A 21,911-nucleotide genomic window follows, 5' to 3' on the forward strand; every position below is an offset into this window, starting at 1 on the left:
TAGTGCTGCCGGCAACGCATTCGCGGGTGAACCCGCTCCCACAGTTACGGTGCTTGCCCCTGAAAAAGCAAAGGATGAAACATGAGTGATTCCGCCCGCGCAGATGCGCTGTTGGCTAACCTACCGCGCACCGGCCGGGGTCGGCTGAAGGTGTTCCTCGGCGCCGCCCCCGGCGTCGGCAAGACCTTCGCCATGCTCCAGGCCGCCCACGGCCAGCAACGTCAGGGTGTGCAGGTGCTGGCCGGGGTGGTGGAAACCCACGGCCGTGCTGAAACCGAAGCGCTGCTCGCCGGCCTTCAGCAGCAGCCGTTGCTGCGCAGCCAGTACCGTGGCGTCACCCTTGAGGAAATGGACCTCGACGGCCTGCTCAAGGCTGCGCCGGCCTTGGCTCTGGTCGACGAACTGGCCCACACCAACGCCCCCGGCAGCCGCCACGCCAAGCGCTGGCAGGACGTGCAGGAGCTGCTGGCCGCCGGCATCGACGTGTACACCACGGTCAACGTCCAGCACCTGGAAAGCCTCAACGACAAGGTGCGCGACATCACGGGGGTACAAGTGCGTGAAACCCTGCCGGACTGGGTGCTGCAGGAAGCCTTCGAACTGGTGCTGATCGACCTGCCCCCCCGTGAACTGCTCGAACGCCTGCGTGAAGGCAAGGTTTACGTGCCCGAGCAGGCGCGGGCGGCCATCGATGCTTACTTCTCGCAAACCAACCTCACCGCCTTGCGCGAACTGGCCATGCAAACTGCCGCCGCGCAGGTCGATGCCGACCTCGCCGACGGCTATCGCCAGCGTGGCCAAGAGGCCCCGGCCTTGCGCGGGCGGCTTCTGGTAGGCGTGGACGGCGACGACCAGGCCGAACGCCTGGTGCGCCATGCCAGCCGCGTGGCGCAACGCCGCCACCTGCCCTGGAGCCTGGTGCATGTGGACAACGGCCGCCTGCGCGACGAAACCGCGCGTCACCGTTTGCAGGCCGCGCAGCAGCTGGCCGAGCGCCTGGGCGGTGAGGTGGTGCTGCTAAGGGCTGGCGAAGTGGCGCGCACGTTGATCCAGCATGCCGCCGAACGGCGGGCCAGCCTGGTGCTGGTGGGGCAGTCCCGTGACCGCCTGCGTCGTCGCCTGTTCGGTGCCGGTGTGGCTGCGCGGCTGCTGCGCGAAAGCCATGGGCTGGAAATCAACGTGCTGGACCGCGACATGCAGCCGCACGCACCGCGGTCGGCGGTGCGGCGGGTGTGGGTGTGGCGCCACTACCTGCTGGCGCTGCTGGCCACGGTCATGGCGGCGGGGCTGGCCTGGGCGGTGTCGAGTGTGCTGGCGCTGCCCAACATCTCGCTGGTGTTTCTGGCTGCGGTGTTGCTGGTGGCGGTGCGCAGCAGCCTGGGGCCTGCGCTGGCGTGCGCCGCGTTATCGTTCCTGACTTACGATTTTCTGTTCATTCCACCCAATTTCTCGTTCAGCATCCAGCGCGAAGAAGACGTGCTGACCTTGGTGTTCTTCCTGCTGATGGCCGCGCTTACCGGCAACCTCGCCGCGCGCCAGCGCCGCCAGTTGCAGGCGCTGCGCGAAACCCAGGCGCAGACCAGCCAGTTGCTTGACCTGTCGCGCCGACTGACCGTGGCCACCGACCGCCAGGCCGTGTTCAATGCCGCCGGCCAGCATCTGGACGGCTGGCAAGACATGCAGGTGTGCCTGCTGGAGCGCAACGCTGAAGGCCAGCTGCAGGTGGCCAGCGGCGAAGCCCACGCCTTCAGCGACACCGAACGGGCTGCCGCCGATTGGGCCTGGCAGCACGGCCAGGCCGCTGGCCATGGCAGCGACACCTTGCCCAATGGCCGCTGGTGGTGGTGGCCGCTGGCGGTGGACGAACAGCCTTTGGCACTGCTGGGTGTGCGCCCGCGCAACGGGCAGCCGCTCAACGACCCACGCCGGCGTCTGCTGACGGCCTTGGGCCAGCCACTGGCTCAGGCCCTGGCCCGCGCCCGTCTGGCCGAGCAGTTGGAGGCTGCGCGCCTGCATGGCGAAACCGAGCAGCTGCGCAGCGCCTTGCTAGCGTCCGTCTCCCACGACCTGCGCACGCCGTTGACCGCCATGCGCGGCAGTATCGACAGCCTGCTGGCGTTGGGCGAAGCGATCCCGCCTGAAGACCGCCGCGAGCTGTTGGAGGGCACCCGCAACGAGGCCGAACGCCTCGACCGCTATATCCAGAACCTGCTGGACATGACCCGCCTGGGCCATGGTGGCCTCAAGCTTGCCCGCGACTGGGTAGCCCCGGGCGACATCGTTGGCAGTGCGCTGAACCGCCTGCGCGTCGTGCTGGCGCCGCTGCGGGTGCACACCGACGTACCGGCCGAGCTGCCGTTGCTGTTCGTGCATGCGGCGCTGATCGAACAGGCGCTGGTCAACGTGCTGGAAAACGCCGCACGCTTCTCCCCGGCCAATGGTCGGCTGGAGCTGCAAGTGGCCGTGCATGAAGACCAGTTGCGCTTTACCGTCAGCGATCAGGGCCCGGGCATTCCAGTCGCCGACCGCGAGAAGATTTTCGACATGTTCTATACCGCTGCCCGTGGTGACCGCGGCGGGCAGGGCACAGGCCTGGGCCTGGCAATCTGCCAGGGCATGATCGGCGCCCATGGCGGGCAGATTCTGGTGGGCGAAGGCATTGATGGCCAGGGCACCGGCATCACTTTATGCTTGCCGCTACCCCCTCAACCTGAAGCCGAAAGCGAAACCCCATGAGCCAGTCCGCCACCCTGTTGGTCATCGACGATGAACCGCAGATCCGCAAGTTCCTGCGCATCAGCCTGGCCTCGCAGGGCTACAAGGTGCTCGAAGCCGCTACCGGCCAGGAAGGGCTGGCCCAGGCTGCACTGGGCAGGCCGGACCTGGTGGTGCTCGACCTGGGCCTGCCGGACATGGACGGCCAGCAGGTGCTGCGTGAACTGCGCGAATGGAGCGCGGTGCCGGTGATGGTGCTGTCGGTGCGCGCCAGTGAAGTGCAGAAGGTGGATGCGCTGGACGGCGGGGCCAATGACTACGTGACCAAGCCTTTTGGCATCCAGGAATTTCTGGCGCGGGTGCGGGCCTTGCTACGCCAGGTGCCACAGGCCGGGGGCTCGGAAGTGGCAGCCAGCTTTGGGCCACTGACCGTGGATTTTGCCTTTCGCCGGGTGACCCTGGACGGTGTGGAGGTGGCGTTGACGCGCAAGGAGTATGCCTTGCTGGCGCTATTGGCCGGGCACCCAGGGCGGGTGATTACCCAGCAGCAACTGCTCAAGGATGTCTGGGGGCCTACCCATGTAGAGAATACCCACTACCTTCGGATCGTGGTCGGGCATCTGCGGCAGAAGCTGGGCGATGACCCCACGGCGCCACGGTTCATCATCACCGAGGCAGGGGTGGGGTACAGATTGGTGGCGCCGATAGCCTGACCCGCTTCCACAGCAACGAGCTCATTGCCCCTGTTCTATACGTGACAGCGCAGCCTAAAGGCCTGGGCAATCTCCAAAAGGGCAGCGACGCCTGGAACGGGCTTCACGCCCTGGGTGGCTCCTTCTCGAACAGCTGGCGCATTACCTCCAGGTAGCGTCGAGCGCCCAGGCCCAACGGGCGCGATTTGATCCAGATGATGTCCACCCACAGGCGCAGGCGGCTGGCCATGTTGTCAAAGCGCACCTCGGCCAGTGCACCGGAAGCAATCAGCGGTTCAACCAGCGGCTGCGGCAGATAGGCCCAGCCCAGCCCGGACTGCACCAGGTCCAGCGTGGCCAGGTAGCTGTCGGTCAGCCAGATGCGCCGCGACAGCACCATGCGCGGGTCCGACCCGGTGGCCTTGCCCGAGGCCACGATGATCTGCCGTTGTTCGGCAAAGGCCTCTTCAGGCAGTGGCGTGCCGCTGTTCTGCCCGGCCGGATGGCGCGGTGAGGCGACGGCCACCAGCAGTTGGCTGCCGGCTTCGAGGAACGACTCACGTTCGTCGATGCCGGGCCGTTCGAACACCAGTGCCAGTTGCACACTGCCGTCATGCAACAGGCGAATGGCTTCGGTCTGGGTGGCGGAGCGCACTTCGATTTCCAGGCTGGGAAATTCCTGGGCGAGGGTTTCCAGTGGCTGGCTCCAGCGGCCAGTCTGTAGCTCGGGCGCCACGGCGATGGTCAGGCGTTTTTCCAGGCCCTTGTGCAGTTGCAGGGCCTGGGCATCCAGCAGGTTGAGCTGGCAGATCACCTGCCTGGCCTGGGGCTCAAGCGCCAGGGCGGCGCTGGTGGGCAAGGCTTTGCGCGTGGCCCGGTCGAACAGCGGCAGGTCCAGCTCCGCTTCCAGTTGGGCGATTGCCATGCTTACGGCCGAAGGCACGCGGCCCAGCTTGCGCGCGGCGGCGGAGAACGAGCCGGCATCCAGCACCGCGAGGAAAATTGCCAAGGAGTCGCTGGTAAAGGCCATTGTCAGCAAACCTGATGATGATCATCTTTTATTGCTAGAAATTATGAACACTAATGCGCGTACAGGACAGTCCCCCCCCGATGGAGAAGAGCGTGCATAGACCAACCGCGTGGCATGTCACTCACTGGAGTACAGACCCGTTCAGCCTCGGTGCCTACAGCGCGCTGTTGCCTGGAGGGACGCCGCAGCATCGAAGTGACCTGGGCCAGGTGCTGCATGAGCGTTTGGTCATCGCCGGGGAAGCCTGTGACGCCAGCGCCCCGGCAATGACTCATGGCGCCTGGAATGACGGGCTGCGTGCCGCCGAGGCAGCCTTGAGTGCCGGCGCGCGAAGGGTGATCGTGATCGGCGCGGGCTGTGCAGGCCTGGCTGCAGCACAACGCCTGCGGGCGCAGGGTATCGATTGCACTGTGCTGGAGGCACGGGGGCGAACAGGTGGCCGCACGCATTCTGTCGGCCTGGGCGGGATAAAGGCGGATGAAGGCGCTGCATGGCTGCAGCATTTCGCTGAGAACCCATTGGCCACCGTTGCGCAGCAGCACGGCTTGGCTTGCGTCGAGACCGACTTCAGCCGCCCGCTTGCAGCTGCAAGGGGCGGGGTACTGCCCGATGTCGACGGCGCCTGGGCTGCCTTGACCAAAAGTATCGACCGGCGGCAGCCCTTGTCTGAGGCGATCAACCGCTACTTGGCCACACTCGACCCTGCGCGCAGGCGCGCCACACAGTTTGCCATCGACGCCAATCTTGTCCTGGAAGCGTGTTTGCCAGTGGAGCAACTGTCGCTCAGTGCGCTGGACGAAGAGGGTGTCGGGCATGGCGATAGCATGCTGCCAGGCGGCTACAGCGAGCTTGTCGACTTGCTGGCAAAGGACCTGGATATCCACCTGAACACTCCGGTAACCCACATCGACTGGTCGAGCGCGCGCGTCAAGGTGAATGAAGAGGTGTGCGATTTCTGCATTTGCACTGTCCCTGTGGGGGCGTTGAAGATGTTGCACTTCACCCCGGCGTTACCTGAAACACAGCAACAAGCGCTGGTACATCTGGGCATGGGCAAGCTGGAGAAGGTGATTCTGCAGTTCGATGAGCGCTGGTGGCCGTGTTCACCCTCCGGCTACCTGCGCTGGTATGACGTGCCTGCCAGTTGGGGTGAGTGGCTGGACCTGACTGATGCCGTAGGCAAGCCCACCATTGCCGGGCTGATTGCCGCCGATGCGATCGAGCGCCAGTTCAGCGGGCGCACGGATGAACAGATCGCCATGGCAGCAACGGGGGCATTGCAGGCGTGGGCCGCAGCCATCGGGCCCACGCCGTGATACTTACAGCCCTTCGCCTAGCACTCGGTCAATGCAGTCGACAAAGTAGTCCACGCTCGCCCGGGTGGTGCACATCGGTGGCTTGATCTTGAGGATATTCAGGTAGTCCCCGGTCGGCTGCATGAAGATGCCCAGGTCACGCAGGCGATTGCACAACGTCATGGTCTCTTCGGTGGCCGGCTCCAGGGTTGCGCGGTCGCGAACCAGCTCCAGCCCCAGGTAGAAGCCCGAGCCATGTGCCGCCCCGGCCAGTGGGTGCTTGTCGACCAGCGCCTGCAGGCGGGCCTTGAAGTAGCGCCCGGTGTCGCGGGCGTTGTCCCACAGGCCTTCTTCCTGCATCACGTCCAGCACCGCCATACCGATGCGGCAGCTGACCGGGCTGCCACCGGCCGAGGAGAAGAAGTAACCCTCGGCCTCCAGCGCCTCGGCGATTTCGCGGCGGGTGATGACCACGCCCAGCGGCTGGCCGTTGCCCATGCCCTTGGCCATGGTGATGATGTCGGGCACCACGCCCTGCTCCTCGAAACCCCAGAAGTATTCGCCCAGGCGGCCATAACCCACCTGCACTTCGTCGGCGATGCATACCCCGCCACGGGCGCGGACCTTGGCATAGGCATCGCTCAGGTAGCCGGCCGGCAACGAGATGCCGCCGGCATTACCGTACACCGGCTCGCAGATGATGCCCGCCAGCTGGCGGCCACGGGCATCCAGGTCAGCCAGTTTGGCGTCGACGTCCTGCAGGTAGTCCGCGGCGCTGTCGGCACCGCGGAAACGCCCGCGGAAGGTGTTCGGTGCCTCGACCGGGTGCACCCAGTCCGGGCGGGTTTCCAGGGCTTGCGGGTTGTCGGCGATGGACGTGGAGATGGCATCGGTGGCCACCGACCAGCCGTGGTAGGCCTCCAGCACGCTGAGCAGGTCACGCCCGCCGCTGTAGGCCCAGGCCAGGCGAATCGCCAGGTCGTTGGCTTCTGTGCCGCTGTTGACCATGAACACCCGGTCGAAACCTTCGGGTGCCAGTGCCAGCAGGCGCTCGGAGAACTCGGTGATGGCGGCGTAGTGGAAGCGCGAGTTGGTGTTCAGCAGCGACCACTGCCGCGCCGACTCGGCGACCATGCGAGGGTGGCCATGCCCTAGCACCGCGACGTTGTTGAGCATGTCCAGGTATGAACGGCCCTGCATGTCGATCAGGTAGTTGCGCCAGCCGCGTTCGATGTGTGGCGGCTGCGCGTAGTAGTGCTTCTGCGAACGGGCGAAGCTGGCGTCGCGGCGGGCCAGCAGGGCTTGCGGATCGGGTAGCGGCTGGGCATCGCAATCGAAGCCCAGCAGCGCGGCTGGCGACGGGCACAGGGCCAGCCAGGCGGCAGCGTGTGACGGGGTGGCGAAGAATGGCGGCTGGATGCCGTCGTCCAGGCACACCTGTATGCTGAGGAAACCACAGCTGTTGCCCAGGGACTGGCCTTTTTCCACGGCTTGGCCGTCTGCCGGTGCGTTTTCCAGGCCGTGCAGCCACAAAGCCCAATGCGCGGTGCGCAGGCAGCCACGGCCGTCGCCGTGTCGCTGCCAGGTGCCGGGTGCTGGCGCTTGCACCAGGGTACCGTTGGGCAGGTGCAGCTCAACGCCGAGGGCGCAGGTGGCGGGCTCTTCGGGGCGGTCGATGTGGGTTTGCGACAGGCGATATTGCCCGTGCAGGCTGCAGGCCGGAGCGGCCTGCGAAGCCAGCAGACGCTGGTCGAAACCGGGCTGCTCCCAGTTGCCGGCCTCGCAGTGTGTGCTGAGTACCCCCATGTCCACCCGTGTTACCGCCTGCCTGGCCAGCTCGGGGAGCAGGGGTGCGCAACCGTTGAAGTCCGGCGCCTTGGGTTGCAGGCCCGCAGCCTGCAGGATGGCCGCCTCCATCAGGGCGATGGGCACGGCGGTGGCAGTGTTGAAAATTTCCCATTCGTGGGCAATGTTGTCGCGGGTGTACTGGTTGCCCGGGTCGACGGCGAGCTGCTTTTCACTGCTCAGCACCAGTACGGCAGCGCGGTTCAGCACCAATGGCCACAGCGCGCGCAGTTCGGCCTCGGTCAACGGGTTGAGCGCCTGGTAGGCCCGCACGGCTGGCAGGATGCGCAGTGGGTCGCCCTCGGCGTGGTGCAACAGCGCAGCGCAGGTTACCGACAGGTCGGCGATGCGCCAGGTGCGCAGCAGGTCGCCGAAATCGATCACGCCTTGCAGTTGCCACTGGCGCTGGGCATCACGGGCCCACACGGTGTTGTCGTCGGTGATGTCCAGGTGCACGGCCTGGCTTGGCAAATCATCAACCAGCGGCATCAGGCGCTCTCGGGCCTGGCGGGTGGCGTGTTCGATGCGGGCGCGCTGCCCGCTGTGCTGCAGTACCGGCAGCAGATGATCGATCAACGCCTGGGCATGCTGCGGGTCCCATTGCAGGGTGCGCGCAAGGCCTGGGTGGTCGAAGCCGGCCAGGGCCTTGTCCAGCTTCGCACAGAGCCCGCCCAGCTCAGCCATCAGGTGTGGCTCCATGTGCTTGAGACGGGTCAGCGGCTGCCCTTCGATGTAATCGAGCAGCCGCAGGCGCAGTGGTTGTTCGTCGATGTCCAGTTCCAGCAACCCCATGCCGTTGTGGGCCAAGCGTACGGCGGGTACCGGCAAACCCTGCTCGCGCAGGAAGGCCAAGGCGGCGTGCTGCGCTTCAAGTTCCAGCTGGGCATAGCTGCCATGGCAGGCCTTCATCACATAGCCACCCTGGGGCGTGGTCACGCGAAAGTTCAGGTCTTGCTGGCTGCCCAGTACCGAAAGGTTGCCGGCAACGCCGTAGTGGGCCTGAAGCACGGCGTGGGCGTGGGTTTCGCTCAGCGTTGGGCTGGGCCGGCCAGAGCGCTGTATCAGCGTGGCCAGGGCAGGGGAAGCGGGCGGGTTTTGTGGGCTGGACATGGCTCTACCGTTGGTACTTGGGGTTGACGGTGAAGAATTTATGCCCGAATCGATTGATGATGGAAGACGATTGTTGTCAGAAAAATTGATCACTGCCCTTGATTTCTGGTTGCGAGGCGAAGAGCGGGGTAACCCAGAAAAATTTTCTGGGTGTTCGGGGCTGCATCGTTATTGCTTGCCGGCTAATCGCCTTGCTCCCCAGAAAGCCACTGCTGAGAGTACTCACAGGAGGAACTTGAATCCTGAAAGCAATTTCACTGTCTCGGGAAGCTTCTGCTGAAGCAGCCTGTCGAGATACTGCTGCACGCTATGAGGTGGGTTCTTCAACGATATTCGCTGGCGCTGGGCAGCTTCGAGGACTGCTGCCTTGTCCAGGTCCCACAGGTCAGCGATGAAGTCGTCCGGATGCAAGGGTTCAATATCGAAGACCCCGAGAACCGACTTGGGAAAATCCTTCAAATTGAAGGTGACGATGACCGAGGCGTTGCACTTTATTGCTGCTGCGAGGACATGTCGATCATCCTCATCTGGCAAGTCCAGTCCTTCGACCGGTGAATCGTAGTCAGTGACGAGTGCATCTGGTACCGCAGCATCCATCAGCGATGACGTGCGATCCACATGTTCAGGCGTAAGGTCAGGTCGGTTGAGTAGCAGATTGCGCTTCCACTCGTCATGAATGCCCGCTGACCAGCGTGCCCGGTAAATACCCGTCAGCGCCAGGTTCATCAGGAAATCACGCAGGGGAGCAGGGTAAAGTACGTTCGCGTCGTATATGGCCGTGAAGGGCGAGTGCTTCATTCGTACCCCATCTTCAATTCCTGAGCTTGGGCTGCCAGCGCATCCATTGCAGCGCGGCTCACCCCGTCACGTTGGTCCTTGTAGGCAACCAGGTCGGAGAATCTGACACGCCGATGGCGGCCCGTCTTGGTGTGCGGAATCACCGCTTCGTCGAGCAGCTTTACCAAGTGCGGCCGGGAGACGTTAAGCAGGTCTGCTGCTTCCTGGGTCGTCAGTTCGGCGTGGATTGGGACGACTTTGACCGAGTTCCCCAACGCCAGCTCGCTGAGAATCTCGCCGAACAGGCGTAGGGCGAAAGTAGGCACTTCAACAACCTGGCGCTGATTTTCCTCGTTGAGCAGTTCGATCCGTTGGGTATCTGATTTTGTCGAGAGGAACGCCGCTAGCGTGCGGCTTGACTCGACAGACACGGCAATTTCTTTTTCATCAGGAAGAACATTGCGAGAGAGGTTGGCGGTTGTCATGAGCATCTCCAGAGCGGTATCGATTGCGGGGCTGTGGCGACGATGCAACAGCCTGAGTTCGAGTTATATTCGAAATATTCGAAAATCGCAATAAACGAAACGACCGGTTGAATGGAGGGTTGCTCGGAGGAGTGGATGACGTTCGATGGGGGACAGCCAACGGGTCCCCGGCAACCTCATCCTCAGCGCATCATGCCCAGCTCGGCGTCATCCATTAGTGCCTTGGCCATGGCGCTCAGATAATGCGCAGCCCAGATCATCATCGGCTTTTCATCCATCAAACCGGTAATAGGCAGCTCGCAAACATAACCCATCAATTCCGAAGACTGCTCGCGGGCGTCCCTGCAGGGGATGCCTGGCTCGATGCGGAACAGTGGGTGGGTGCCGTTTTCGCCTTGTTAGGAGGTGGTTTTGCCGACGGTGAACTGGGTGTCTTCTGTTGTCATTGTTCAATCCCCTGAAAAATCTCTAGTGCCTGCGCCGGCCCTTTCGCGGGCATGCCCGCGAAAGGGCCGGCCTTTGCAGCACGTTGATCAGCCTTAGGGCGAAGTTCTGGGCTCAGCGGGTATCTGTACCTTGATCAATGCCGACTCAAGCAAAACCCGCAGCGCCTCCAGCTCATGCATCGAGGTCATCACCAGGATCGAAGCCGGGGATTTTGGCCGAAGCAGCAGCCCCCCAAAGCTAACCAACGGCATTCACCTCTAAAAACGCCGCCTCCAGCAACTGCCGTGTATACGGATGCTGCGGCGCATGGAAGATCGCCTGCGCATCCCCTTGCTCCACCACCTGCCCATGCTTGATCACCATCAACTGGTGACTCAGCGCCTTGACCACCGCCAGGTCATGGCTGATGAACAGGTACGTCAGGTTGTACTTTTGCTGCAGGTTACGCAGCAATTCCACCACTTGCCGCTGTACGGTGCGGTCCAACGCGGACGTAGGTTCGTCCAGCAGGATCAGTGCGGGCTTCAGCACCAGCGCCCGGGCAATGGCGATGCGCTGGCGTTGCCCGCCGGAAAACTCATGGGGGTAGCGATGGCGCGTGCGCGGGTCCAGGCCTACTTCCTCCAGGGCCGCGATAATCGCCGCTTCCTGTTCCTGCGCGGTGCCAATGCCGTGAATGCGCAGCCCTTCACCCACAATGTCCGCCACGCACATGCGCGGGCTCAGGCTGCCAAACGGGTCCTGGAACACCACCTGCATTTCCCGCCGCAGCGGCCGTACGGCCTTCTGGTTCAGCCCTTGCAGGTTCTGCCCATGGAAGCGGATGCCGCCCTGGCTGGAAATCAGCCGCAGGATCGCCAGGCCGAGCGTCGACTTGCCCGACCCGGACTCCCCGACAATCCCCAGCGTCTGCCCTTGCGGCAAGCTGAAGTTGACCCCGTCCACGGCCTTTACATGGTCAACCGTGCGCCGCAGCAGCCCCTTCTTGATCGGGAACCACACCTTGAGGTCATCCACCTCCAGCAGCGGCGAGCCCACCGGGTTGTGCGCCGGCAGCCCGCTGGGCTCGGCATTTATGAGCATTTGGGTGTAGTGGTGCTGTGGCGAGCTGAACAGCGTGGCGCATTCGGCTTGCTCTACAATTTGCCCGCGCTGCATCACGCACACGCGGTGGGCGATGCGACGCACCAGGTTCAGGTCATGGCTGATCAGCAGCAGCGCCATGCCCAAGCGCGCCTGCAGTTCCTTGAGCAGGTCGAGAATCTTCAGCTGCACGGTCACGTCCAGCGCCGTGGTCGGTTCATCTGCAATCAGCAGTTCCGGCTCGTTGGCCAGTGCCATGGCGATCATTACCCGTTGGCGCTGCCCGCCCGACAGTTCGTGGGGCAGGGCCTTCAAGCGTTTGTGCGGCTCGGGAATGCCGACCAGGTCCAGCAGCTCCAGGGTACGTGCGGTCGCTTCCTTGCCGGTCAGGCCCTTGTGCAGCAGAAGGATTTCGTTGATCTGCTTCTCGATGCAGTGCAGCGGGTTGAGCGAGGTCATCGGCTCCTGGAAGATCATCGCAATGCGGTTGCCGCGAATGCGCTGCAGGGTCTTCTCGTTCTGCTGCAGCAGGTCCTTGCCTTCGTAGCGGATGCTGCCGCTGGGGTGGCTGGCCAGGGGGTAGGGCAGCAGGCGCAGGATCGAGTGCGCGGTGACCGATTTGCCCGAGCCACTTTCGCCCACCAGCGCCAGCGTCTCGCCTTTGCGGATGTCAAAGCTGATGCCATCCACCACCCGGTTGACCTGGTCCCCGGTCACGAACTCCACGGCCAGGTCCCGCACTTCGATCAGGTTCTGTTCACTCATGTCACTTCCTCGGGTCGAAGGCATCGCGGGCGGATTCGCCGATGAACACCAGCAGGCTCAGCATCAGCGCCAGCACGGCGAAAGCGCTGATGCCCAGCCACGGCGCTTGCAAGTTGGACTTGCCCTGCGCCACCAGCTCGCCCAGCGATGGCGAACCGGCAGGCAGGCCGAAGCCGAGAAAGTCCAGGGCGGTGAGGGTGCCGATCGCGCCGGTGAGAATGAATGGCATGAAGGTCATGGTCGAGATCATGGCGTTGGGCAGGATGTGCCGGTACATGATCGCACCGTTGCGCATGCCCAACGCACGGGCGGCGCGCACGTATTCCAGGTTACGCCCACGCAGGAATTCGGCGCGTACCACGTCCACCAGGCTCATCCACGAGAACAGCAGCATGATACCCAGCAGCCACCAGAAGTTGGGCTGCACGAAGCTGGCCAGGATGATCAGCAGGTACAGCACCGGCAGGCCCGACCAGATTTCCAGAAAGCGCTGCCCGGCCAGGTCGACCCAGCCGCCATAGAAACCTTGCAAGGCACCGGCGATGACGCCGACGATGGAGCTGGCCACGGTCAGGGTAAGGGCGAAGAGTACCGAAATGCGGAAGCCGTAGATCACCCGCGCCAGCACGTCGCGGCCCTGGTCGTCGGTGCCCAGCCAGTTGTCCGTGGAGGGTGGCGCCGGGGCGGGCACGCGCAGGTCGTAATTGATGCTCTGGTAGCTGAACGGGATTGGCGGCCACAGCACAAAGCTGTCTTTCTTGGCCAGCAGTTCGCGGATGTACGGGCTCTTGTAGTTGGCCTCCAGCGGGAATTCGCCGCCGAAGGTGGTTTCCGGGTAGCGCTTGAACGCCGGGAAGTACCATTCGCCGTCGTAACGCACGGCAACGGGCTTGTCGTTGGCGATCAGCTCCGCGCCGAGGCTCAGGCCGAACAGGATCAGGAACAGCCACAGCGACCACCAGCCACGGCGGTTGGCCTTGAAGCGCTCGAAGCGCCGGCGGTTGAGGGGGGACAAGGCCATGTCAGTGCTCCCGGCTCGCGAAGTCGATGCGTGGATCGACCAGGGTGTAGGTCAGGTCGCCGATCAGTTTCACCACCAGCCCCAGCAGGGTGAAGATGAACAGGGTGCCGAAGACCACCGGGTAGTCGCGGTTGATAGCCGCTTCGAAACTCATCAGGCCCAGGCCGTCAAGGCTGAAGATGACCTCGATCAGCAAGGATCCTGTGAAGAAGATGCCGATGAACGCCGACGGGAAGCCGGCTATCACCAGCAGCATGGCGTTGCGGAACACGTGGCCGTAAAGCACCCGTGGCCGGCTGAGGCCCTTGGCCTTGGCGGTGACCACATATTGCTTGTTGATCTCGTCGAGGAAGCTGTTCTTGGTCAGCAGGGTCATGGTGGCGAAGTTGCCGATGACCAGCGCGGTGATCGGCAGTACCAGGTGCCAGAAGTAGTCCAGCACCTTGCCGGTGGTGCTCAGCTCGTCGAAGTTGTTGGAGGTGAGGCCACGCAGCGGGAACCAGTCGAAGTAGCTGCCTCCGGCGAACAGCACGATCAACAGGATGGCGAACAGGAACGCCGGGATGGCGTAGCCGACAATGATCGCCGAGCTGGTCCACACGTCGAAGTGGCTGCCGTGGCGCACCGCCTTGGCGATCCCCAGCGGGATCGACACCAGGTACATGATCAGCGTGCTCCACAGCCCCAGCGAGATCGACACCGGCATCTTCTCGACAATCAGGTCGATCACCTTGGCATCGCGGAAGAAGCTGTCGCCGAAGTCCAGCTGGGCGTAGTTCTTGATCATGATCCACAGGCGTTCGGGCGGCGACTTGTCGAAGCCGTACATGCGCTCGATTTCGGCGATCAGCGCCGGGTCCAGGCCCTGGGCGCCGCGGTAGTTGGAGCCGGCCACCGAAACCTCGGCGCCGCCACCGGCAATGCGGCTGGTGGCGCCCTCGAAGCCTTCGAGCTTGGCGATCATCTGCTCTACCGGGCCACCGGGGGCGGCCTGGACGATGATGAAGTTGATGACAAGGATACCGAACAGGGTCGGGATGATCAGCAGCAGGCGCCGCAGGATATAGGCCAGCATGTTAGTTGGCCTCGTCCGCAGGGGCGTCGTTCACCGCCGGGGTTACCCCGGGCTTGATCCACCAGGTGTCGATGCCGATGTCGTACTTGGGCGACACTTTCGGGTGGCCGATGTGGTTCCAGTAGGCCACGCGCCAGGTCTTGATGTGCCAGTTGGGGATCACGTAGTAGCCCCATAGCAACACGCGGTCGAGGGCGCGGCAGTGGTCGATCAGGCTCTGGCGAGAGTCGGCGTTGATCAGCTCTTCCACCAACTGGTCGATGGCCGGGTCGCGCAGGCCGATGAAGTTGCGGCTGCCGGGGTTGTCGGCGGCGGCACTGGACCAGAATTCGCGCTGCTCGTTGCCCGGCGAGTTGGACTGCGGGTAGCCGCCGACGATCATGTCGTAGTCCCGTGAACGCAGGCGGGTGATGTACTGGGAAACGTCGACCCGGCGGATGCTCAGGTCGATGCCCAGGTCGGCGAGGTTGCGCTTGAACGGCAGCAGAATGCGTTCGAACTCGGTCTGCGCCAGCAGGAACTCGATGCTTACCGGCTTGCCTTGGGCGTCGACCATCTTGTCGTCGACGATTTTCCAGCCGGCTTCCTGCAGCAGCTTGTAGGCCTGGCGCTGCTGCTCGCGGATCATCCCGCTGCCGTCGCTGACAGGGTTCTTGAAGGCCTCGGAGAATACCTGGTCAGGGACTTTGCCACGCAGCGGCTCGAGGATTTTCAGCTCGTTGGGGCTGGGCAGGCCGTGAGCGGCCATTTCCGAGTTGTCGAAGTAGCTGCCGGTGCGGGTGTAGGCACCGTTGAACAGCTGCTTGTTGGTCCACTCATAGTCCAGCAGCAGGCTCAGCGCCTGGCGCACACGCACGTCCTGGAACACCGGGCGGCGGATGTTGAAGATGAAACCCTGCATGCCGGTGGGGTTGCCGTTGGGCAGCTCTTCCTTGATCAGGCGGCCTTCCCGCACGGCGGGCACGTTGTAGGCGGTGGCCCAGTTCTTCGCGCTGACTTCCAGCGCATAGTCGAACGCCCCGGCCTTGAGCGCCTCCAGGGCAACGGTGGTGTCACGGTAGGAGTCGAAGGTCATGGCATCGAAGTTATAGAACCCGCGATTGATCGGCAGGTCCTTGGCCCAGTAGTCCTTGACCCGCTCGTAGCGCACCGAGCGCCCGGCCTTGACCTCGGCAACCTTGTACGGGCCGCTGCCCAAGGGGATTTCCAGGTTGCCGCGGTTGAAGTCGCGGTTTGCGTACCAGTGCTTGGGCAGTACGGGCAACTGGCCGAGAATCAGCGGCAGCTCGCGGTTGCCCTTGTGCTTGAACCTGAACAGCACCTTCAGCGGGTCTTCGGCGACCACTTCGGCGACGTCGGCGTAGTACTGGCGGTACAGCGGCGCACCGTCCTTGATCAGGGCATTGAAGGTGAACACCACGTCTTCGGCACGCATCGGTTGGCCGTCGTGGAAGCGGGCTTCGGGGCGCAGGTAGAAGCGCACCCAGCTGTTGTCCGGGGCTTTCTCGATTTTGCCGGCCACCAGACCGTACTCGGTGAACGGCTCGTCCTGGCTCTGGCGCATCAGGGTGTCGTAGATGCTGCCGATGTTCTCGGCCGACACGCCTTTGTTGATGAACGGGTTGAGGCTGTCGAAGCCGCCGAAGCTGGACTGGCGGAAGGTGCCGCCCTTGGGGGCGTCGGGGTTGACGTAGTCGAAGTGCTTGAAATCGGCTGGGTACTTGGGTGGCTCGTCGTACAGAGTGAGCGCGTGCTGCGGTGCGGCCAGGGTGGGAAGGCTCAGGCAGGCGAGCAACAGGCTGCATGCCAGCCGGCGCAGACGGTGCGTTGGCGTCATTGGGCTTTCTCCGAAGTCTTGATCCACCAGCTGTTCAGCCCAAGGGTGTAGGGCGGTGTGGTGACGAAGGCGAACCGGTTGCGGTAGGCCAGGCGATGATTGTCGAGGTACCAGTTGGGGATCATGTAGTACTGCCATGAGAGCACGCGGTCCAGGGCGCGGGCGGCGGCGACCTGGTCGTCGCGGGTGCGTGCGGCAAGCAGGGTGTCGAGCAGGTGGTCGACCACCGGGTCCTTGACCCCAGCATAGTTCTTGCTGCCCTTGGTGGCGGCCTGGCTGGAATGGAAGTACAGCCACTGTTCAAGGCCCGGGCTCAGGGTCTGGTTCAGGGTCATCAGAATCATGTCGAAATCGAACTGGTCCAGACGTTGTTTGTACTGGGCACGGTCCACGGTGCGCAAGCGTGCATCGATGCCGATGCTGGACAGATTTTCGACATAAGGTTGCAGGATGCGTTCAAGGTTGGGGTTTACCAACAGCAGTTCCATGCGCAGTTGCTGGCCCTTGCTGTCGACCAGGCGCTGGCCGTTCAGCTTCCAGCCAGCCTCGGCAAGCAGGCCCAAGGCCTGGCGCAGGGTCTGGCGGCTGATGCCGCGGCCATCGGTGTGGCTGACCTTGTACGGTTCGCTGTACAGCTTGGCCGGTAACTGGTCACGGAACGGCGCCAGCAACAGCCACTCCTTGCCGGTGGGCAGGCCACTGGCAGCGAACTCGCTGTTGGGGTAGTAACTGGTCGAGCGGCGGTAGGCGCTGCTGAACAGGGCGCGGTTGGTCCACTCGAAGTCGAGCATCAGCCCCAACGCCTGGCGCACCCGCGGGTCGCTGAAGGTGGCCCGACGGCTGTTCATGAACAGGCCCTGGGTTTGCGTGGGGATCTGGTGCGGGATCTGCGCCTTGATCACTTCGCCACGGCGCACGGCCGGGAAGTTGTAGCCGTTGGCCCAGTTCTTCGCCTGGTGCTCGATGTAGATGTCGAATTCGCCAGCCTTGAACGCTTCGAAGGCCACCGTGGCGTCGCGGTAGAACTCGTATTCCACGCGCTTGAAGTTGTACTTGCCACGGTTGACCGCCAGGTCCTTGCCCCAGTAGTTCTTGACCCGCTCGAACACCAGGCGGCGCCCGGGTTGTACCTGGGTGATGCGGTAGGGGCCGCTGCCCAAGGGGGGCTCGAAGGTGGTGGCCTTGAAGTCGCGTTTTTGCCAGTAGTGCTTGGGCAGCACCGGCATTTCGCCCAGGCGCAGGATCAGCAGCGGGTTGCCCGCGCGCTTGAACACGAAACGGATGCGCAGCGGGCCGAGGATGTCTACCCGTTGCACTTCCTGCAGGTTGGTGCGGTAGATCGGGTGGCCGTCCTTGAGCAGCGTGCGGTAGGAAAAGGCCACGTCTGCCGAGGTGATCGGCTGGCCGTCGTGCCAGCGGGCTTCCGGGCGCAGGTTGAACACCACCCAGCTGCGGTCCTCGCTGTATTCGACCGAACGGGCGATCAGGCCGTAGCTGGAGGTCGGCTCGTCACCCGACGGGTCGTACTGACCGGTGCCGACCATCAGCGGCTCGTTCAGCTCGCTGATACCGTACTGCTGGAAATTGGGCGTGGTGATCGGGCTCGACCCCTTGAAGGTGTAGGGGTTGAGGGTATCGAACGTGCCAAAAGCCATGGCGCGCAAGGTACCGCCCTTGGGCGCTTGCGGGTTGACCCAGTCGAAATGGGTGAATGTGGCTGGGTACTTGAGCGTGCCGAACTGCGCGTATCCGTGGCTTTCGCTCACCATCGCGGCTACGGGGAAGCTCAAGGCCAGGCTGATTGACAGCAGGAGGGGACGTATCAAGTCGGCATCCGATCCAGAGGCGTTGGGCTTTGATCGGGTACAGTAACAGCTTGGTGGGGTTGGAAAAAGAGAGGTTTTGAAGGAGGAAGTGGCGGCGCGGTCCGGTGCATGCTGTTGGGGGAGACACTGTACCTGTGGGAGCGGCCTTGTGTCGCGAAAGGGGCGCGGAGCGGCCCCAGAATTTCAGCTTCGCAGCGCGTATCGCCGGGGCTGCTTCGCAGCCCTTTCGCGACGCAAGGCCGCTCCCACAGCTCCGCGTACTAGATCAATGCGAGAGGTAGACGGTCAGGGTCTGACCTGGCTTGAGGGCGTGGCCGCTGCGTGGGTTCCAGCGCTTGAGGTGCTGCATTTCCACGTTGAAGCGTTTGGCCACCAGGTACAGTGAGTCGCCCTTGCGCACCTTGTACTGGGTGGAGCGCTTGCCGGATGCCGCTACCCGGTTACCGGCAGCGCTCGGCCCTTTGCCACCTCGCAGGGCCAGCACCTGGCCGGCCCGCAGGCTGTTGCCGGACAAACGGTTCCAGCGCTTGATGTCACTGACCGAGACGCGATTGGCCTTGGCGATCGCGCCCAGGTTGTCGCCGCGTTTGACCCGGTAGCTGCGCGCCGCCACCGGTGCCTTGGCTTCGGCCACGGCGCGGGCGAACACGGCCTTGTTCGGTTGCAGGCTGACCAGTTGCTCGGGCTTGAGGTTGGACAGGCTGTCGCTCAGCAGCTGCGCCTTGGCCGTCGGCACCAGCAGTTGCTGCGGGCCGTCCACGGTCATGCGCTTCTTGAAGGCCGGGTTGAGCTGGATCAGCTCGTCCTCGTCGATGTTGGCAAAGGCCGCCACCCGCGACAGGTCCAGGCGATCATTGATGGCGACCGCTTCGAAGTAGGGCTCGTTGGCAATCGGGTTCAGGTTCACGCCATAGGCTTCAGGCGTGAGCACTACCTGCGACAGGGCCAGCAGCTTGGGCACATAGTCGCGGGTTTCCTGAGGCAGCGGCAGGTTCCAGTAGTCGGTTGGCAGGCCGAGCCGTTCGTTGCGCTCCATGGCGCGGCTCACCGTGCCTTCGCCGGCGTTGTAGGCGGCCAGGGCGAGCAGCCAGTCACCGTTGAACATGTCGTGCAGGCGGCTCAGGTAGTCCAGTGCGGCGTTGGTCGACGCGGTGATATCGCGGCGGCCATCGTAGAAATTGGTCTGGCGCAGGTTGAAGTGGCGGCCTGTCGCTGGCATGAACTGCCACATGCCGGCAGCACTGGCGCGTGAGTAGGCCATCGGGTTGTAGGCACTTTCGATGGCGGGCAGCAGGGCCAGCTCCAGCGGCATGTCGCGCTCTTCAAGACGCTCGACGATGTAGTGCAGGTAGAGGCTGCCGCGCTCGCCGGCACTTTCGATGAAGGTCGGGTTGCTGGCGAACCACAGGCGCTGCTGCTCGATGCGCGGATTGACGTCGATGCTGTCCTGCAGGGCAAAGCCCTGGCGCATGCGCTCCCAGACATCCTGCGGTGCCTGCTCGGCCGGCTTGACCAGCAGCGGTGCAGGCTTGTGCTTGATCCGCGCCTGGTAGTTGTGCGCGCGAACGCTTTCGGATTCGTCAAGCTGACGGGTGCTCTGGCAGCCCACCAGGGTGGCGGCCAGAGCCAGCGCACTGATTTGGGCCAGGCGCGTCAGGGCGACGGAATGAGAGGTTCTGCGGCTACGGGAAGACATCGGCTGAGACAGGTATCCGGGCGAAAAATTTCGGCGATTCTAGAAACCGCTCCGGGCCTGGTCAACCTTTGACCATCGATTGCGATATATCTTGAGGTTATCAGAAGGTGTCCTTCCAAGACCTCAAGGCAGCAAAAACAGTGACCTGCGAGTCGTTTGGATGTACCTTCCATTCGTCTGCTTTTTGTTTAACTAATGTTTCAGAGGTACGCAGGAAGGGGTTGGTCAGGCGTTCCAGGCCAATCGTTGATGGCAAGGTGATGCGATTGTCCGCGCGTAAACGGGTAACGTCTTCGAACCGCTTTAGAACGTGCTGGTTGGTGGGTTCCACCGCCTTGGCAAAGCGCAGGTTGCTGAGGGTGTATTCGTGGGCGCAGTACACTTCGGTGTGGGCCGGCAGTGCCGCCAGGCGGGCGAGGGCCGGTTGCATCTGTTCGGGTGTACCCTCGAACATGCGCCCGCAGCCGGCGGCGAACAGGGTGTCGCCACTGAACAGCACTGGCGTTTCCGGTTGGTCGCTGAAGAACGCGATATGCCCCAAGGTGTGGCCAGGGACTGCCAGTACCTGGAACGTCACGCCCAGCACCGTCACCTGGTCGCCTTCGTCCAGGGCCACGTCGCGGCAGGGAATCCGCTCGTTGGCAGGGCCGCACACCCGTGCGTTGGTCAGTTGCCTGAGCCGTTCCACGCCGCCGACATGGTCGTTGTGGTGGTGGGTGATCAGGATGTCGCTGAGCACCCACTCGGGGTTGGCCGACAGCCAGCGCTCCACCGGGCCGGCTTCACCCGGGTCGACCACCGCGCAGCGGCGTTTGGCAGTATCCTGTAACAACCAGATGTAGTTGTCGGAGAAAGCGGGGAGAGCATCGATCTGTATCATGGTGCGGATCCGATTCGCCTAGCGTGGCACATGAAGGCATCTTAGCCGCGATGGCGCGGTGGGAGAACCTTCGAGGGAGAGCGCAATGACCGACCAAGCTTTTGCCCAGGCTGACCCGGACTGGGTCAAGCTGATCAGCCTGGCCCGTGAGTGGTTCAATGGCCCGATCGGCCAACTGATGCTCAAGGAAGAGGAAAAGCTGCTGGAAGAAGAGCTCGGCCGCTTCTTCGGGGGCTACCTTGTGCACTACGGCCCCTGTGCGGAGCCGCCGCCCAGTGCCCCCCAGGTGCAACGCAACGTCCGCCTTGGGGCGCCGCTGCCGGGCGTGGAAATTGCCTGTGAAGAGCAGGCCTGGCCGCTGAGCGAGCACGCCGCCGATGTGGTGGTGCTGCAGCATGGCCTGGATTTCAGCCTGTCGCCCCATGGCTTGCTGCGCGAGGCCGCCAGCGCCGTGCGCCCGGGCGGGCACCTGCTGATCGTCGGGATCAACCCGTGGAGCAGTTGGGGCATGCGCCATTTCTTCAGCCATGGTGCCTTGCGCAAGGCGCGCTGCATCTCGCCGTCGCGGGTAGGCGACTGGCTCAACCTGCTGGGCTTCGCGCTGGAGAAACGCCGCTTCGGGTGCTATCGTCCGCCGCTTGCTTCACCAGCCTGGCAGCAGCGCCTGGCGGGTTGGGAGCGGATGGCCGGCGGCTGGCAGAGCTCCGGTGGCGGGGTGTACCTGCTGGTGGCGCGCAAGATGGTGGTGGGCCTGCGGCCGTTGCGCCCGGAACGCCGCGAGCCGATGGGCAAGTTGCTGCCGCTGCCGCTGGCCAAGGTGAACCGCACGGCGGTCAACCCTGAAACTGACAAGCACTGAATTCAAGAGTGGTACATGAGCGATAGCGTCGAAATGTTTACCGATGGTGCCTGCAAAGGCAATCCTGGCCCAGGTGGCTGGGGGGTCCTGATGATCTACAAGGGCGTCGAGAAGGAACTGTGGGGCGGCGAGCGTGAAACCACCAACAACCGCATGGAGCTGATGGCGGCGATCCAGGGCCTGATGTCGCTGAAGCGCGAATGCGAGGTGGTGCTGACCACCGACTCGCAGTACGTGATGAAGGGCATCAACGAATGGATGGTCAACTGGAAGAAGCGCGGCTGGAAGACCGCAGCCAAGGAGCCGGTGAAGAACGCCGACCTGTGGCAGCAGCTCGATGAGCAGGTCAACCGCCACAAGGTGAGCTGGAAGTGGGTGCGCGGCCATATCGGCCACCCTGGCAACGAACGCGCCGACCAGCTGGCCAACCGTGGGGTCGATGAGGTGCGCGCCCAGCGTTGAGCTGGGGTACA

Annotated in this window: 16 protein-coding genes and 1 pseudogene; 5 read left to right on the plus strand and 12 right to left on the minus strand. The window is 63.8% G+C overall.

Going from position 1 to position 21,911, the window contains the following annotated elements; translation table 11 throughout:
- The first annotated feature begins 81 nt into the window (after nucleotides 1–81).
- Both PP4_RS08155 and PP4_RS08160 read left to right on the plus strand, forming a co-directional pair.
- A complete protein-coding gene (locus PP4_RS08155; protein ID WP_016498721.1) occupies nucleotides 82–2,736 on the plus strand; it encodes a sensor histidine kinase in 2,655 nt (884 codons plus the stop codon).
- The gene (locus PP4_RS08160; RefSeq protein ID WP_016498722.1) at nucleotides 2,733–3,428 is read left to right on the plus strand and encodes a response regulator; all 696 of its coding nucleotides are present in this window, start codon (nucleotides 2,733–2,735) and stop codon (nucleotides 3,426–3,428) included. Before PP4_RS08155 ends, PP4_RS08160 begins: the two co-directional genes overlap by 4 nt.
- Nucleotides 3,429–3,531: 103 nt before the next feature.
- Here PP4_RS08160 and PP4_RS08165 read toward each other — a convergent pair whose 3' ends face one another.
- Nucleotides 3,532–4,437, minus strand: a complete 906-nt coding sequence (locus tag PP4_RS08165; RefSeq protein WP_016498723.1) for a LysR family transcriptional regulator — start codon at nucleotides 4,435–4,437, stop codon at nucleotides 3,532–3,534.
- Nucleotides 4,438–4,517: 80 nt separating this feature from the next.
- Here PP4_RS08165 and PP4_RS08170 point away from each other — a divergent pair, with 80 nt between their 5' ends.
- Complete coding sequence (locus PP4_RS08170; RefSeq protein WP_041167657.1) at nucleotides 4,518–5,753, plus strand: flavin monoamine oxidase family protein; 1,236 nt, start codon at nucleotides 4,518–4,520, stop codon at nucleotides 5,751–5,753.
- A 3-nt stretch (nucleotides 5,754–5,756) separates the two neighbouring features.
- On the opposite strand, the gene PP4_RS08175 is transcribed toward PP4_RS08170, so the two are convergent.
- From PP4_RS08175 to gloB, 11 genes and pseudogenes are all read right to left on the minus strand, one after another.
- Nucleotides 5,757–8,687, minus strand: a complete 2,931-nt coding sequence (locus PP4_RS08175; RefSeq protein ID WP_016498725.1) for an aminotransferase — start codon at nucleotides 8,685–8,687, stop codon at nucleotides 5,757–5,759.
- Nucleotides 8,688–8,909: 222 nt separating this feature from the next.
- Nucleotides 8,910–9,485 (minus strand): PIN domain-containing protein, encoded by a 576-nt coding sequence (locus PP4_RS08180; RefSeq protein WP_016498726.1) that lies wholly within the window; start codon nucleotides 9,483–9,485, stop codon nucleotides 8,910–8,912.
- The gene (locus PP4_RS08185) at nucleotides 9,482–9,949 is read right to left on the minus strand and encodes a helix-turn-helix domain-containing protein (RefSeq protein WP_016498727.1); all 468 of its coding nucleotides are present in this window, start codon (nucleotides 9,947–9,949) and stop codon (nucleotides 9,482–9,484) included. The genes PP4_RS08180 and PP4_RS08185 overlap by 4 nt, the downstream gene beginning before the upstream one ends.
- Before the next feature lie 182 nt (nucleotides 9,950–10,131).
- Nucleotides 10,132–10,395 (minus strand): annotated as a pseudogene (locus PP4_RS08190) (DUF3077 domain-containing protein).
- 238 nt (nucleotides 10,396–10,633) lie between these two features.
- On the minus strand, nucleotides 10,634–12,244 hold the full coding sequence (locus PP4_RS08195) for an ABC transporter ATP-binding protein (RefSeq protein ID WP_016498728.1): 1,611 nt from the start codon (nucleotides 12,242–12,244) through the stop codon (nucleotides 10,634–10,636).
- A gap of 1 nt (nucleotide 12,245) precedes the next feature.
- Nucleotides 12,246–13,265: an ABC transporter permease gene (locus tag PP4_RS08200; RefSeq protein ID WP_016498729.1), complete on the minus strand. Its 1,020-nt coding sequence runs from the start codon at nucleotides 13,263–13,265 to the stop codon at nucleotides 12,246–12,248.
- 1 nt (nucleotide 13,266) lies between these two features.
- Nucleotides 13,267–14,340, minus strand: a complete 1,074-nt coding sequence (locus PP4_RS08205) for a microcin C ABC transporter permease YejB (RefSeq protein WP_016498730.1) — start codon at nucleotides 14,338–14,340, stop codon at nucleotides 13,267–13,269.
- 1 nt (nucleotide 14,341) lies between these two features.
- Nucleotides 14,342–16,177, minus strand: coding sequence for an extracellular solute-binding protein (locus PP4_RS08210; protein WP_016498731.1), 1,836 nt, complete (start codon nucleotides 16,175–16,177; stop codon nucleotides 14,342–14,344).
- Complete coding sequence (locus tag PP4_RS08215) at nucleotides 16,174–18,003, minus strand: extracellular solute-binding protein (protein ID WP_016498732.1); 1,830 nt, start codon at nucleotides 18,001–18,003, stop codon at nucleotides 16,174–16,176. The genes PP4_RS08210 and PP4_RS08215 overlap by 4 nt, the downstream gene beginning before the upstream one ends.
- 265 nt (nucleotides 18,004–18,268) lie before the next feature.
- Nucleotides 18,269–19,699, minus strand: a complete 1,431-nt coding sequence (locus tag PP4_RS08220; RefSeq protein ID WP_016498733.1) for a lytic transglycosylase domain-containing protein — start codon at nucleotides 19,697–19,699, stop codon at nucleotides 18,269–18,271.
- A gap of 100 nt (nucleotides 19,700–19,799) precedes the next feature.
- Nucleotides 19,800–20,579 carry a hydroxyacylglutathione hydrolase gene (gloB, locus tag PP4_RS08225; RefSeq protein WP_016498734.1) on the minus strand — a complete coding sequence of 260 codons (780 nt, stop codon included), beginning with the start codon at nucleotides 20,577–20,579 and terminating at the stop codon, nucleotides 19,800–19,802.
- Between the two features lie 85 nt (nucleotides 20,580–20,664).
- Between gloB and PP4_RS08230 the strand changes: the two genes are divergently transcribed.
- Nucleotides 20,665–21,438, plus strand: coding sequence for a class I SAM-dependent methyltransferase (locus PP4_RS08230; RefSeq protein ID WP_016498735.1), 774 nt, complete (start codon nucleotides 20,665–20,667; stop codon nucleotides 21,436–21,438).
- A 15-nt stretch (nucleotides 21,439–21,453) separates the two neighbouring features.
- The gene (gene rnhA, locus PP4_RS08235; protein WP_016498736.1) at nucleotides 21,454–21,900 is read left to right on the plus strand and encodes a ribonuclease HI; all 447 of its coding nucleotides are present in this window, start codon (nucleotides 21,454–21,456) and stop codon (nucleotides 21,898–21,900) included.
- Nucleotides 21,901–21,911: the final 11 nt, after the last annotated feature.

The organism is Pseudomonas putida NBRC 14164, from assembly GCF_000412675.1.
GTDB lineage: Bacteria > Pseudomonadota > Gammaproteobacteria > Pseudomonadales > Pseudomonadaceae > Aquipseudomonas > Aquipseudomonas putida.